Origin of the sequence: Methanosarcina sp. DH2, from assembly GCF_020804225.1 — an archaeon.
Classification (GTDB): Archaea; Halobacteriota; Methanosarcinia; order Methanosarcinales; family Methanosarcinaceae; genus Methanosarcina.
The window spans coordinates 20,253-35,585 of sequence record NZ_WJBI01000024.1; the positions used below are offsets into that span (position 1 = coordinate 20,253).

Genomic DNA, 15,333 nt, shown 5'->3' on the forward strand with positions numbered 1-15,333 from the left:
TTTACTACTGACCTTTTCTTTCATTTTCGGACAGGCAGAGTCCACCCTCCATCGGGTATTATGTGAACTTTTGCGTCGGGATTTTCTGCAAGAATATTTTCAAAGGCTTCCTGTACGCTTTTTGAAGGAATGAAGAAAGCTTTTCTGCTTTCCTCCTCGGAAAGTTTCGAAACAATATAGAGCTTGAACTGTTTTGCGGCTTTTGCAACGATTGCGCTTTTATGTCCTCCAAACTCGAAGAACTGCTTGAAGCGTTCTATAGCATCATCCGGGCTTCTGCATTCCCTATTCCAGCATTCGTAGACCTGGTTTCCTATTCCTTCTGCACACTCAGCTACAAGTACAATCGAGCCTCCTGTTTTTACGGCAGGGACAGCATTTTCCAGGGCTTTTGTTGCCTGGTAGAGGTTGATATCCTTGGGATAGCCCCCACAGGAAACAATTACTGCATCAGCAGGCTCTACGGGCACTTTATACATTGTATCTACATATTCTGTCCCTTTCCTGTGAGCCAGGATAAAATCCCCGGCAACGGCGGCAATAATTTCTTTTTTGCTATTGATCACCACGTTCAGGATAAAACCAAGGCCTGCAGTTCCTGCAGCTTCTTCAATATCTTTCCTTGCAGGACTATCGACTTTACCCGAAAGAGGTTCGCCTTCGAAGAGTTTGCTATAATGACTGTGGAATGAGAGTACGGCTTTTTCCGAACTGACCCCTGGGAGGATGGACTTTCCTCCTCCGCCATAACCTGCATAATAATGGAACTCTATTGTCCCGGTGCTGATAATCAGGTCTGCATCCAGAACTTCTTCAAAGACTTCAATAGGGGTCCCAAAACTCGTTTCCCCTATGTGCCTGCACCTGTCTTTATCGTGCTGGACAAATCTGATACTTTTGGAAATATTCTCACCCAGGAGCTTTCTACACTCCTCTTCAGTCTGCTGGCGGTGAAGTCCGAGAGCAAAGACAATAGTGATATTCTCATCCTTTGCCCCCCCAAGGTGGAGCTCTTCGAGTAAAGGAGGGAGAACCTTTGCTGTAGGGGTGGGCCTGGTAACATCACTTACGATAATCGCAATCCTGATCTCAGGGTTTACAATCTCGGAGAGTCTCTTGCTTTTCACAGGGTTTTCGAGCGCTTTCCGGACTAAGCTGGCTCCATCCTCCTTTTTTTCGGGTTCGGAAGGCAGGATCAGGCTGGATATATTTTTCTCAGGGATATTCAGCTCAAAAATCCCGCTTCCGAAAGCGAGTGGAATCTTTTTTATATTTGCCGTCATGTTCATGCCGGTGATTTCGTATTGGTAATATAAAATATTATAGGTAAACAATAAAGGTATGCTTTAAATGCAATTTAAATATGCGCTTCAATCCCGGACTCAGACCGTTATTGAGAAATTTAGAAGATATATCCTTAACTTTCATTAGTCGCCCCAATAACCTTATGATTCCCTTATTTTTCCCATGATTTATCCCATACTTTCACCATAGAGAAAAGCATCATTATGAAAAATCAATGAGCTTGAAAAAGAGCCTGAGATATTCCTGAAAAATTTATTAAAAATCTTTCTCTATAAATGAAATTAATTGAAATTTTGTAACAAGAGGGAGTCCTCCGAATAGTAAAATAATGTTAACTATAAAAAGTAGAAATATTCTAAAGGTTCGAGTTTAACACATATCTTTTTTTAAGCATGCTGTTAAATTCAGAAGTAATTCCTGTGATTTTTAACAGTAAAACAAAGGCTTTTAAGAATTTAATACAAAAAGAAAACATTCATTTAGATTAGATAGTAAATAGAGTGAAATTTGTACTGGAAAATGAGAATTTTGGACAATAAAAGGATTTATATGCCTCAGAAAGGTCCAGGTATACGAAATAATCCCTTAAAACATTAAACAGAGAACTTCCTTAAGATATTTAATAACACTGTTGAGTCAAAAGTTATAAAACTTCAAGGTGAGTGTAGAGATAACTATAAATTAATTTTGGTGATTTAGTGAGGAGCTTCAATCGTCTAAAAGTGTCTATTTTCATACTGATTATGTTAAATTACCTGTGGATTGGAGGAGCGTACGCATCCCCGGATGCAGATGGCTCAAAAATAGTTGAGAATACTAATCAGGGCACCATCATCCTGTTTTCGCAGAACTATTCCGAGACAGATGACCTTCCAGCGAATGTTTTTATCGCGAAGGTTCGCAGAGAAGAGATTTACGATAAATTATATTCTAGTATATACGCAACGCAAGAATCAGAAGTATGTTTTAATAACACTTCAGACGGGTTGAAGTATACGAATGTAAGAAACTCTCCTCTAATCCCATGCAGTTTACTCCCAGGTGTGGATATTATCTCTTGTTTTGGAATCAATGAATACATGGGACGCTTTAAAAGCAATCTGGATATTTTTACTTTCTGTAAATGTACCTCTGTCCCGATAATTCACTATCTTGAGGAACCAAGGCAGGCAGGGGCTCTGTACATATGCAACCTTACACCGATGGTTAAGTGCGCCTATGAAATATCAATGGATATAAATGCGGATGACCCGCAGAGCTTTATCGAACTGGATAGTCCGGGCTCAAGACTGATAATTCAGGAAATCGAAGGACAGGTTATACTTAAAAGTTACTACAGAGACTCTTCTGGAGAAACCGAATACGAAAAAGTTATTCTTGGTGATGCTTCGGAAAAAGCAAATTTCAAAATAATATTTGACGGTTACAATAAAACAAACATAATTTACGCACAGGATGGCAGTTCCATAATTACTCCATTCTATGACCTTGACAGGCAGCAGCTGCCGTACATCGATTTTTCAAGTGGATATATCAAGTTCACATCTTTCATCATTGGAGAAGGTACCTGCCTTAATGTTGATATATACAATATAAACCAGACAGCGGACAGAAAACTCATAACTGCAGTCGGGGATAGTAAGATGATCCCGTTCGGACTTGACGGACCTCTACCAATGAATACAACAGGGGAAGGAATTGACTACCTGAATGATAAAGGGTATAGAGGTACAATGTGGTTTGATAAGGGAATGTTTGAAAAATCAAACGAAACATACGTAGATTATCTGCGCGGCCTTGTAGCTAACGATTCCTGGGAAGTTGGCATACACTATACAAAAGAATTAAACAGCCTTCCACTTGAAGAAGCATACAGGGTGATGGATGAAGAATACTTATATGTGTATGAAAAAATCGGCCAGAAACCAACAAGCTGGTGCTGTCTGAGAAACCGCGATAACCTTACGCATGCGATTTATGCATATGAGAACCTGGGAATGACCTGGAGAAACGGGGACGCAGCAATTCATGCGGAAAGGGATGTAGGAAACCTGTACGATGATACATGGGAATGGTGGGAGCCTGCATCAAAAGCAGGCATGTCCTATCCGGTATTCACCCATCAACTTGACATCGAACCTGCAATAAAATACTCAATAAGCCGCTCAATGTTCCGGGACTGGGTAGATAACTACTACGCAAACAACATGACCATAGTGTCGTTTTACGAATACAACCAGATAAGCCGCAATACATATGATGCAAGTTTTGAAAACCTGCAATACAGCGAGGAACTTCTTGCATTCGACTCACATACAAATGGTGCTCCCGCTCTTGTAAACGTAAATATAACCGTAGGAAACAGTACACAGGTCTACGATACTACACTCGACGTGTTCCTCGACTATGAAACGGAACAGGACAAATCAATTACTTTCCGGGTTGAGGACGGCCACAATTATAAGGTATATATAAACAATATTGAGTAAGGTAGAACTTTGAGTAAGGTAGAACTTTGAGTAAGGCATAAGTTCCACAACCATGGAAGGCACAAAAAATGAACGCGGGCACAGCCTAGTCCGTTCTTATTGTGCCTTCCGTTATTAGCTTATTTTCTGTCCTTCCAAGGTTAGTCTTTTTTTCTGTATCTTCCGGGGTTAGCTTATTTTTCATTACCTTTTCTCAGATTCGGTATAATGCAGTATGACAGTCAACACACTTCTAATTCTAACAGTCAGCACACTTTCAGCCCTGGCAGCCATCCTGCTTTTAATTAATTGTAAATAATTCCTGCGCTTATATACTGATAACTGCAAACAGGCTTACTGATGAATATCTGCTTCATAAGAAAATGTTTATAAATGTAATGCCTGGGGGGGACCTACTTATCTGTGAGATAAGAAGAAAGGAATTGCAGTTAACCCGGGAGTAATAACTATGGACAAAGAAAGGATTTCCTATCACGAGTCCGTTCAAAAGATGTATGAGCGGATAAAGAAAGATAATATAACAAATGTATGGGACCGTTATGAGGCTCAGGGAATAGGGGGAGTCCCGGACAGGAGATGCACTTTCTGTATGGCAGGAGCCCGTTGTGACCTGTGTTCAAATGGTCCCTGTCGTTCGGACGCTGAAAAGGACAAGAGGGGAGTATGCGGGATCACTGCCGACGGGATGGCAATGAGGATGATGCTGCTCAGGAACGTAATGGGGGCTTCGACCTATCACTACCATACAGACCAGACCATCCGGACTTTGAGGGAAACCGCAAAGCGCAAAACCCCCTACAGCATCAGGGAACCTGAGAAACTGAGGACATTTGCAGGCAGGCTTGGGATAGAGACCCTTGGAAATGATTCCGAAATTGCTCTTCGCCTCTGTGATTTTGTGGAAAAGGACTTTAACAGGCCCTCATACGAGCCAAGCAGGATTGTCGAGGTTCTTGCCCCTCCGGAAAGAAAGAAAAGGTGGGAAGAACTGGGAATATTCCCGGGCGGGATATACGGGGAAATGATGCTCTCCACAAGTTCCTGCCTGACAAATGTAGACGGGTATTACGTAAGCCTTGCACTGAAAGCGATGCGCCTGGGAGTTGCAATGGCATACCAGAGCCAGCTTGTAAACGAGTACTGCCAGGACATCCTTTTCAGAATTCCAAAGCCCCACAATATGAGGGTAGACCTGGGGGTGCTGGACCCTGAATACATAAATGTGCTCCCGAACGGGCATGAGCCTTTCCTTGGCTTTTCCATGGTCCAGCTCGCCAGAAAATCCGAGTGGCAGGAAAAAGCAAAAGCATCCGGGGCAAAAGGACTGAGGGTCATTGCCAGCATCGAAACCGGGCAGGAAATGATCCAGAGGTGGGAGGAGGACGATGTCTTCTATGGTTTTACCGGCAACTGGATTTCCCAGGAAGCGGTGCTCGCAAGCGGAAGTGTGGACCTTTTTGCTGCAGACATGAACTGCTCGCTCCCGGTAGCCCCTCTCTACGCCGAAAAATACGGGTTCAAACTCATGCCCGTAAGCGAACTCGTGGCCTTTGAAGGCATCAACGAGCGCCTGAACTACAACCCGGTAGAAGCCGATAAGCAGGCAGCAAAACTTCTGAATATGGCAATTGAAAACTTCAAAAACCGAGAAAGTTCAGGGGAACCTGTGCCCAATCTTCCGGTAAAAGAAGCAGTCGTCGGCTTTTCAACCGAAAGCATCCTTGATGCCCTCGGAGGCACCCTGGACCCCCTGCTCGACGCCATAAAAAGCGGTGCAATCAAAGGTGTGGTCGGGATGGTCTCCTGCACAACATTAAGGGACTACGGGCAGGACGTGCATAGCGTTGCCATGGTAAAAGAACTGATCAAAAGGAATATCCTTGTCCTGTCCATGGGTTGCGGGAACGGAGCTATGCAGGTGGCAGGCCTCTGCAGTCCCGAAGCCAGGGAGTATGCAGGAGATAGCCTGAAGGCAGTTTGTGAAGTCCTTGGAGTCCCACCTGTGCTCAGCTACGGGACATGTACGGATACTGGCAGGCTTGCCGACCTTCTCGGAGCTATTTCCGCAGTCCTGGGCGCTCCTGTCCCTGACCTGCCGGTAGCTGCAGCAGCTCCCGAATACATGGAGCAGAAAGCCACAATAGATGCTATCTTTGCCCTGGCTCTCGGGCTCTACACTTATGTGAACCCTGTCCCGACCATTACCGGGGCACCGAACCTGGTCAAACTGCTGACAGAAGACTGCCGGAAAGTTACAGGTGGAGTCCTGAATGTGGAAACAGACACCGTAAAGGCAGTTGACGGGATAGAACAGCACATAATGGAAAAGAGAACGAAACTGGGGATCTGAAACCCCGGATTTCTACTTTTTTCCACTTCATTTTTATTGAGAAAAAAATCCCTGAAAATCAAAGCCCGACCAAATCAGAGCTCGATCGATTCCCCGGGTTTCATGATAATTACCTTCGTGTCAACTTTTGCTTCTACAGCTTTTCTGAACTCTTCAGGGTCCTGCCTGATAACATCAAAGGTATTATAGTGCATCGGCACGACAACCTCAGGTTCTATTAATTCTACGGCTTTTACGGCTTCCTTTATACCCATGGTAAATCTGTTCCCTATGGGCAGCAGGGCTATTTCGGGCTTGTAGAGTTCTCCGATAAGCTGCATGTCCCCGAAAACACCCGTATCCCCGGCATGATAAATGGAACGTCCGCCAATACCTATCACAAACCCTGCCGGGCTGCCTCCGTCGAAACTGAAGCCTGAAGCATCGATTGAGGAAGAGTGAAGTGCATGGGTCATGGTAAGGGTCACACCTTCAACTTCCATTGTGCCTCCCTTATTCATGCCTTCGGCAAAGACTCCTTTTGATTTTATGTAGTTTGCAACCTCATGGATCGAAATGATCCTGCAGCCTGTCCGGGTGCCAATCGCGATAGTATCTCCCAGGTGATCTCTGTGCCCATGCGTTACGGCTATTATATCCGGGTCAAGATCTTCAGGGCTGCAAGGAGCTTTCGGGTTTCCGGAAATAAAAGGGTCAATCAGCAGTTTCTTTTCGGCTTCGAGCAAAAAAGCAGCATGCCCAAGCCAGGTAATTTTTACATCAGCCATCTTTTTACCTCGTGTCCACTTATGTTTTTTTCAAAACGTAACAATGCGTAATGTAATTTTCGATAATGATCAGGGAGTAACATAGATACCAGCTAAGACAGGTATAATAAAAAGAGTAAATCCGAAGAGGAGGACTTTAAAAGGAGTAACGCCGAAGCATACCTGTGTAGTAAAAGGGTCACATTAATTAAAGGGTCACATTAATATGTACCTCTCAATTAAAAGCAAGTAAGAAATGAAGATCAGCCTGGTAATCCACGGGCCCGAAGTAATCGATTCGGGAGAAGCGGAAATAGTTCTGGAAAAGCTTTCCAGCCTTGGCAAAGTAAAAGCAGAACTTTGCGGGACCATGGGAAAGACAGCTATTCTAGATGCAGGGCTTGAAAATGTTATAGATATAAGCCGGCACCTGAAGCCGAGCGCCTGCATTGAATTCTTTTTTGAAACTTCAGACCTTGTTTGCCTGCTTAACAGAGGAAAAACTTTCGAAACCGGCAGGGTTTTCGGGTCAAAGGTCGCTTCCCGCCTGAAAGAACCTGACAAGAAGCCACTGGTCCATATCGAAAGCCCTGGCTTCCCTTCCGGAAAACTCATTCCCCTGAACAAAAAAGCCGGCAGATGCATTGAAAAACTCTCAGAAGCCCTTGAGATCCCTGCCGAAAAACCCCTGCCTTTTTACAATCCGATTTCCATAGAAACCTGCTCGAATGACGGAAAAACCCGAGTCAACCGCGAAATCTCAGGAGTTCTTCCCGGGGAGAATATCTTTGTAAACGGGATTGTAATCGGAAAAGCCCTGTCCTCAGAAATAAGAATAATCTCCGAAAACGGCTTCATTACCGCAATCGAAGGCGGAGAAATAAAGGACCACGGGCTCGAAAAACTCCATAATTACGAAAAAAGGAATCCTGTTGACCTCGTCGGAGCCTGGATAAAAAGCGGGGATATTCGAAGAAACGACTCTTCACTCCCGGATGCCAAAAAACAAAACGCTGTTGCCCGAAAATCAGGTTCCACCTCCAGAGTCGGGACAGGAAGAGTTGTGCCAGGAAAAGTTGTGCTTATAGACCACACCGCCGAAAATACCTATGAACTGGTTTCCGGGGCTGAACTTGCGGTTACAGTCGGAGACGACACCACAGCTATTGCAGGAGATATCCTCTACAGGCTTGGGATCCCGATTATTGGAATCACTGACGGAGACTGCGATAATGTTACCTGCGAACCAAAAACCTTTCCGGGATCGGTTATTCTCAGGCTTGTGCCAGGAAGCGATGATATCGTGGGTGAGAGGGTAAAGCAGGAACTCTTGAAGGGTCAAAACTCAGCTGTTTTTGAGAATCTGTTTGCCTTTAAAGAAGATGTTCTGAAACTGGCAGAATCGTCGATTGAAGCTGTTTTTGAATATTGAGAATAAACGAATAAGAAAGCAACGGGTGGCTCTTTTTCATTTAGAGATCACTCTGGCTTCTTTTTTAATTCCATCAATCAGGTAAGGACTTATCGATTTTCCAGTAAGCAAGATGAATTTTATGCCCAGGTACTCAGAAAGCTCCAGTTCTATATTCACCAGAGTGAGCAGGCTTTTCCGTTCTGCAAACTTGACCAGGACGTCAATGTCACTTTCTGGTATCTCTTCCCCCCTAAAGTAAGACCCAAAAATAGATGCTTTAGTTGCCCCACCCGAATCGCAGTTCGGGAGCCTGCAGTTCGTTTCACTCGCTTCACTCGCTTAAGCAGACTAATTTATGGATCTCTCTAGGCCGTGTAACATTATTCGCTATTTTATGTCGTTCTTGTCACGCTCGACGCAGGAGAGCGGCCTTTCCCAAAAAGAAGAAAGAAGAAGAAAAAGAAAAAGCCAAAAATAAAAGTCAGAAAGTAAAAGTGACATAAAAAACTGTATGCGTAAACGCAAAATGGAATTAAATACGCATTCACACCACTCATTTTCAAGTCTCGTATTCACATTTAGTTCATTCTTTTGATGGGCCACCAGAAAAGCTGTCTGAAGCGTCCTATTAATTGTGGATTAAAATGTGGCTTCCAAGGATAGGGAGAAGTATACATGAAACATTAGAATGAGCGTAACTATTCAGGCAGCCTTTTAAAGGCTACAATTTTTCCTCTTTTCGAGGAAAAATTGGATATAAATTGAATTCTATTTTGTTTCGTTATCATGCTTACACGTGAAGAGATTCTTGCTTTGTGTGCTTCAAACCCTGAAGTTATTGCTTACATTGTGAGTCTTGAAACTCAAATTAAAGAACTTACTGAAAGGTTGATAGTCTTAGAATCTCGTTTAAACCAAAACAGTTATAACAGCAGCCGCCCTCCTTCCACTGATTTTTTTGTCAAGGAGAAACCTAATCCTAAGAGTCTCCGTAAAAAGAGCGGGAAGAAACCTGGAGGTCAAGATGGTCACCCAGGAACAACTCTTGATATGGTTGATGATCCTGAGTAGGTAATAGAACATTCTTTGAGTTGCTGCAAAGAATGTGGCCATACTCTTGAGAATGTTGAAGTTGAAGCCCAWGAGAAAAGACAGGTCTTTGATATTCCTCCTGTAAATCTAATTGTTACAGAACACAAAAGTCAGATTAAGACCTGTCCTTACTGTGGAAGAATAAATAAAGCTGTTTTTCCTGAATCAGTAAAATATCCAGTTCAATATGGTCCTAATATCTTAGCTTCAGCTATTTACTGTAAAAATCACCATTTTATCCCCTATGAAAGGATTTCTGAATTTTTTGAGGATATTATGGGAATAAAAATCTGTCCTGCTACGATAATTCGAGCAGAAAGAGAATGTTTTCAGAATTTAGAGGAATTTGAAAGCGTTATTCGGGAGAAATTAATGATTTCTCCTGTTGTCCATTTTGATGAAACTGGTATGAAGATCGAAGGAAAAAGGCACTGGCTTCATGTAGCTTCTAATGATAAATACACATGTTATTTTCCTCACTCAAAAAGAGGAGCAGAGGCRATAAATGCTATGGGAATTCTTCTGGAGTTYAAGGGAGTAGCAGTTCACGACGGATGGAAACCTTACAACATTTATGACTGTGATCATGYTCTCTGTAATGCTCATTTACAGAGAGAACTTGCTGGAATTGAAGAAAACTATAAACAGCAGTGGGCTAAAGAAATGAATGAACTGCTCACTGAGATGAAAAAGTATACCGACGAATGCAAGGAGCAAGTCAAAGAACTGGATTTTGAGCAAATTAAAGCATTGGAAGAAAGGTTCGATGCTATCATAATTAAAGGAATTGAAGAAAATCCACAATCTCTAAATCCTGAAAAGCAAGGAAAACGTGGAAATAATCCAAAAACTAAAGCAAGGAATCTGCTGGATAGGTTTATAGAACATAAAGAAAAGATCCTGAGATTCCTGAYAGATTTGAAAGTTCCGTTTGAGAATAATCAAGCAGAAAGAGATATCAGGATGATGAAACTACAGCAGAAGATATCAGGAACTTTCAGAACAACACAAGGAGCGGAAGCTTTCTGCAGAATTAGAGCTTACATCTCTACAATTAGAAAGAACGGATTACCTGTTTTGGAGGGTATTATAGCGGCGCTCAAGGGAGCGCCGTTAACTATAATCTGAATAGTTACAAATTTTTTAGGATTTTGAAGTTGAATTTTTTCACCTCTATTGAATTTATATTCTTGATTCCCGCCTGCTCCATGCGAGACAGGCGAGTTCCGGCATGTTCACAGTAAACTTGAATCTGTTATTCCCCAGGGATGCAGGCGGGCAGGCTTCGGAGAGGTATGAACCGCGGGGGGTCTGGGTTCGGGTCAGTGTAGTTACAAAAGAAGGTAAAAGAATTTTCCAGAAAGAAACCGCGAAAGCGTTTTTTTCGGGGACTCTCCGGAGAGTCTGCAAGAATCAGACTCTATACCAAATGATAAGCCGAAGGAAAAAGAAAAGCTATGGACTTTAGACGGGCATCTGAGTTATTTATTTCAGTCGAATACCCCGCTAGCTTGCTGCGGGGATGGAAAACTTCCCCGGTAACCGTTAATGATAATATGATTTATCAATCCCATTTTTTGGTTGTTAACTTCTGCTCAAACTAAATTGTTTAGGGATATTATCTCCTTTAACGGAATTTGGAGCGGTGGCGCGAACATACCCCGCTAGCTTGCTGCGGGGATGGAAAACTTCCCCGGTAACCGTTAATGATAATATGATTTATCAATCCCATTTTTTGGTTGTTAACTTCTGCTCAAACTAAATTGTTTAGGGATATTATCTCCTTTAACGGAATTTGGAGCGGTGGCGCGAACATACCCCGTTGCTTGCAGCGGGGTGCGCCAGCGCAACTTTGATGCAGAGATGAGTTTTTGAAAAAATTATAAATTCTGGTAGCATGCGAATTCCCTGAAACTGTAATCTAAAGATTTTATGGGTTGAGTTCCACCTCTCGCATAAAATTTATGAGTAGGTAAAACCTGTTGCTCCTTTTAATAAGATAGGGTGAGAGAAGGAGAATTTAATATGAATGCGAAGGAGATCAGAAAGATATTAGGGAAGAACATATTATGGAGGACTTCGCTAAACCTCGTTTTTTGGCAGATTGCTCATAAAGGGTATATAATCAATTTGTTGAAATTGGAGGTAAATCGAAATTCTCTATGACTTTTTTGTTCTTTAATTGATATATCAGTTAGACTTCATTTGGATTATTGATAAAATAATTTGTACAATACTAATAATAATTATTAAATAGGTTAATCTTAATACAGAATTTTGTACATTTTTATTGTACTCGATATTTTTCAATGCTAATATATTATCAGAGTGGCGATTCAAGGTATTGACAAATTCATCAATATAATTTATATGACGCTTAATTTTTGTCATAACGTTTCTAAATAAAAATCTATTTTTTTTGTCCAATGATTCAAATGCCGGACAATCATCAACAAGCATAGAATCAAACATATTAATTTCTATTTTAAACCTTTCGAAATAAAAAAGGTATTTAGTAATCTCTTCTCTATTTATAATTGCTTTTTTAAACTGATTATTAGCAACGTATTCTGATTCTTTAGATATTAACAAATTTAATTCTGTACCTGTTCTTTCCTCAATCTCTAACCATCTTTTAAAAGCTAACAACTCAAATGAGTAATTATCAAGGATGTTGAATCGAAGTTTTTATGTCAAAATACATATTATCAGCATTTGCTGTTTGGCGATCCGCGATTATTGAATAACTCGGAAAAAGTGCACAGTCGTTTAAAGAGGTCGGTAGAAAAAGATAATTTTCATATTTGTATGCATTTATACAAGGGACTGAAATATCGAGACAACTAAAAAAATAGTGATTATCCGATAACCACTTAAGAGTGTCTTCTGATTTTTCAGGATAGTTTAGAGAAAATAAATCAATAGATGGGACATATGAAATGTGTTTCTTAGCTTGTGTGAAAAAAATACCTTTAAAATATGCTGATAAAAATATTATAATTTGATTTTTGAGATCTTCTTTAATGCCAATTATTTCTTTCTTTTTGATGAGATAAGGTAAATGATGAATGGTAATTTCGGAATTAAAAACTGTGTTTTTTTCTTTGATTTCCTCATGGTAAGTATATATTATACTATTTATTTTGTCAGAAATATTCGGATTTAAACTCACCTGTATTTGTAAAGTAACTGTAGATGGAAGAGTAGCTTGTAGAGTTATGTTGATTCCATCAATGTCGTCGCCCAAATCTAGAAAAGCAGGCTTTGGAAAAAACCGATGATCTTTTAGATTTGAATTAACAATAGGTGGAAGATATAAATATCCTCGAAATGCATTTTTTTCATCAGCTTGAAGTATATCTCTATAATTCAATTTAGACTTCTCGTAACCATTCAAATTTGCATATAATAGATCCAATCCATCGAAAAGAAGATTAAAGTCTTCGATGTAAAACATTTCTAATAATATAATTGAATCATAGTGAACTTCTTCCTGATTGGAGAGAAAACAATTTTCATTTTTTTCTTTTATATTTCTACTTGCTATATCATTTAAGATGTTTGGATTAGACATTTATCAAAGGTAGAATTCTTAAATCTATTAATATTTTTTGTAGATATTTACCAAAGAAATTAAAAAATCTATTTTTTTGAGGCAGTGTCCCTAATTTTCTGTAAAATTACATTCGAAGCTAAAATTTATAAAACGCACAGGTTTTGCTATAAAATCTATGCATCAATGAAAACTAAAAATATGAAAAGAAATACTTTTTAGAGGGTATAGCTTCGTCTATTACTGTTTTTAGGGCATCCATATAATAGACTCTTTAGAACTCTTTACGGGCTCGCTATTGAAGAAAAAAGAAACATCATCCATTTGCTAGAGGAAGCATAAAAGAAACATAAAAGAAGGCAGTTAGAAAGAACTATTCACCTTCTTCCTTTTCCATGTTCCATTATCTATTAAAGGACTTCTGGCAGGCCCGTAAACCTCCCTTAGGAAGTACCTAGAATAAAAGAACCTTAAGAGGTGGGCTATATCTGCAGGCATAAACCCTGACGGTCTTTCTAAGTCAAGTAGAAAAACGTTGAAGTCGTGGTTAATTGCTTCCGGGTTCTTGAGTCAACTGTATGTTTATGGCAGGTCACGATTCATTAACCAGTATGAGACATCATCATGATCTCGCTTTTTCAGATGATGAATTAATGGACATTAAAAACAATTGATAGCATGGGGATTTTCTTTATAATAAGCCTACCCCAATAAATAATGCGGTTAAATCAAGTTTTGGGATTAGCTCATTCGTTAATTATACAGTTTCTCATCCTGCAGTGTTTCGGGGAAGAAAATACCTTGCATTAAGTTTCCAAAAAGTCGACATGAATCATTCACACCAGCATATTGCCTGCCATTCTTAAAAATGGTATCATTATTTGCTCCTATTTCCATTTTTGAACCATCTCCAAGATAAAATGTGCACATCATATCTGCAGGTCCGCCATTAGCTTCTCCAAATCTAAAACTTAATATTTTTACAACATTGACAGCTTGCTCAATATCTTCACCATCAGTGAGAGTAATGGTTTCATTTCCCTGCATAATTTGCACAGATACGACATTTGCTATTTCCAGTTCGTGAGCAGCAGGTAAACCATGTGCAAAATAAAAATATACTAATAGAATTATAGTTGTAATAGCAGTTGAAATAGCAATTTGCAGTATAAACTTTGCATTCTTTTTGATCACTATATTTTTACTCCATTACGCTTTCTGTCAGTTAGTAACATACTTCTTTTATTCTATATTCTTAAATAAAATTACTTGTCTATCTTATTTCACTTATTTATATTTCTTTTTATGACCATATTAATTTATTATCTTTTATGATTCCCAAATATAAAGAAAAGTTTTCCAGAACAAAAGTTAAATCAGTAGCTCTAAAATCTACTGCCGTAATGTCCGGAGGCGTAGCTGTCCTCTTGCAAATGCCTCCGCAGAAAAAAAGATAGAAACGATAAAAAAGAATAAAAAAAGATCAGCAGGATGAATAAAATTTGAAAAAATTATCAATACAGCTCTTAAACTTCCAGCCCCTCTTCTTTGAGATAATGGTCAATCAGTTTTCTTGAAATACTGATCTTTCCGGGAAGTACAGGCAGTTCATCTGCTGAGAACCATTTTGCGTCCTCAATTTCAAACCCGTCAGGCTTGATATCTCCTGAATCATATTCTGCTGTAAAACCGATCATGAGAGAATTAGGAAAAGGCCATGCCTGCGTCCCGAAGTAAGTAATGTTTTTTATTCTTATGCCGACTTCCTCCCAGACTTCTCTGGCAACCGCTGCTTCAGCCGATTCTCCTGGCTCGACAAAGCCGGCTATCAGGCTGTACATTCCAGAAGGGAAGCCCGGAGACCGTGCGAGCAGGACTTTATTTCCATTTCTTATGAGCACAATTATAGCGGGTGAAATTCTTGGATAGAAAAGCTCTCCGCACTCTGGGCATTCCTTACCCCTTTCTCCCGGCTTCTGCATAGTTTTTGTTCCGCACCTGCTGCAGAACTGGTTTGTCCTGTCCCATTCCATTACCTGCACTGCTTTGTTTACAAGCTCAAAGCATCCCTCACTGATTTCGGAGTGTGCTTGCCTGAGATCAACAAATTCCATCCCCTCAGGAGTTTTCGCATCCGCGGGAAGTTCAATAGAAAAACAGTGCGTTCCCTCAAGCACACCGAGATACTGTTCCCTTACCGCAGGAAGCCCAAGTTCCCTGACGTCCAGCAGCCTGGGAATTGCTCCGGGGTTTTTATGAGTTTTAAGAAGAATGTCACGGCCCCGGAAAATGAACCAGAGAGCCTTTTCGGTTCTTCCGGCTGGTGGTTCTATACCTACGATAAATTTCGGGTAAATGGGTTTTTCCCTGTTTATGGGGGTCAT

At 40.6% G+C, this 15,333-nt stretch carries 10 protein-coding genes and 2 pseudogenes; 4 read left to right on the forward strand and 8 right to left on the reverse strand.

All coding sequences use genetic code 11. The annotated features are described in order from the left end of the window. Positions 1 to 20: 20 nt before the first annotated feature. A complete protein-coding gene (larA, locus tag FXV91_RS18690; protein ID WP_229392303.1) occupies positions 21 to 1,283 on the reverse strand; it encodes a nickel-dependent lactate racemase in 1,263 nt (420 codons plus the stop codon). 765 nt (positions 1,284 to 2,048) lie between these two features. Between larA and FXV91_RS18695 the strand changes: the two genes are divergently transcribed. Both FXV91_RS18695 and cooS read left to right on the forward strand, forming a co-directional pair. After that, entirely contained in the window at positions 2,049 to 3,794 is a 1,746-nt protein-coding gene (locus FXV91_RS18695; protein ID WP_229392304.1) for a hypothetical protein, read from the forward strand. Between the two features lie 448 nt (positions 3,795 to 4,242). Further along, the gene (gene cooS / locus FXV91_RS18700; RefSeq protein WP_229392305.1) at positions 4,243 to 6,144 is read left to right on the forward strand and encodes an anaerobic carbon-monoxide dehydrogenase catalytic subunit; all 1,902 of its coding nucleotides are present in this window, start codon (positions 4,243 to 4,245) and stop codon (positions 6,142 to 6,144) included. Between the two features lie 74 nt (positions 6,145 to 6,218). Here cooS and FXV91_RS18705 read toward each other — a convergent pair whose 3' ends face one another. After that, a complete protein-coding gene (locus tag FXV91_RS18705) occupies positions 6,219 to 6,911 on the reverse strand; it encodes a metal-dependent hydrolase (protein ID WP_229392306.1) in 693 nt (230 codons plus the stop codon). 235 nt (positions 6,912 to 7,146) lie between these two features. Here FXV91_RS18705 and FXV91_RS18710 point away from each other — a divergent pair, with 235 nt between their 5' ends. Next, a complete protein-coding gene (locus FXV91_RS18710; protein WP_229392307.1) occupies positions 7,147 to 8,322 on the forward strand; it encodes a DUF2117 domain-containing protein in 1,176 nt (391 codons plus the stop codon). Positions 8,323 to 8,358: 36 nt separating this feature from the next. Here FXV91_RS18710 and FXV91_RS18715 read toward each other — a convergent pair. Continuing rightward, positions 8,359 to 8,577 (reverse strand): annotated as a pseudogene (locus tag FXV91_RS18715) (nucleotidyltransferase family protein); the annotation flags it as partial. 513 nt (positions 8,578 to 9,090) lie between these two features. On the opposite strand from FXV91_RS18715, the pseudogene FXV91_RS18720 reads away from it, so the two are divergent. Next, a pseudogene (locus FXV91_RS18720) lies at positions 9,091 to 10,524 on the forward strand (IS66 family transposase). A 54-nt stretch (positions 10,525 to 10,578) separates the two neighbouring features. On the opposite strand, the gene FXV91_RS18725 reads toward FXV91_RS18720, so the two are convergent. The 5 genes from FXV91_RS18725 to nudC all read right to left on the reverse strand — a co-directional run bounded on the left by FXV91_RS18725 (position 10,579) and on the right by nudC (position 15,333). Further along, on the reverse strand, positions 10,579 to 10,806 hold the full coding sequence (locus FXV91_RS18725) for a hypothetical protein (protein WP_229392308.1): 228 nt from the start codon (positions 10,804 to 10,806) through the stop codon (positions 10,579 to 10,581). Positions 10,807 to 11,586: 780 nt separating this feature from the next. Beyond that, positions 11,587 to 12,045, reverse strand: coding sequence for a hypothetical protein (locus FXV91_RS18730; RefSeq protein ID WP_229392309.1), 459 nt, complete (start codon positions 12,043 to 12,045; stop codon positions 11,587 to 11,589). A 16-nt stretch (positions 12,046 to 12,061) separates the two neighbouring features. Further along, positions 12,062 to 12,970 carry a hypothetical protein gene (locus FXV91_RS18735; RefSeq protein WP_229392310.1) on the reverse strand — a complete coding sequence of 303 codons (909 nt, stop codon included), beginning with the start codon at positions 12,968 to 12,970 and terminating at the stop codon, positions 12,062 to 12,064. Positions 12,971 to 13,702: 732 nt separating this feature from the next. Beyond that, a complete protein-coding gene (locus tag FXV91_RS18740) occupies positions 13,703 to 14,143 on the reverse strand; it encodes a hypothetical protein (protein ID WP_229392311.1) in 441 nt (146 codons plus the stop codon). Positions 14,144 to 14,475: 332 nt separating this feature from the next. Beyond that, positions 14,476 to 15,333 (reverse strand): NAD(+) diphosphatase, encoded by an 858-nt coding sequence (gene nudC, locus FXV91_RS18745; protein ID WP_229392312.1) that lies wholly within the window; start codon positions 15,331 to 15,333, stop codon positions 14,476 to 14,478.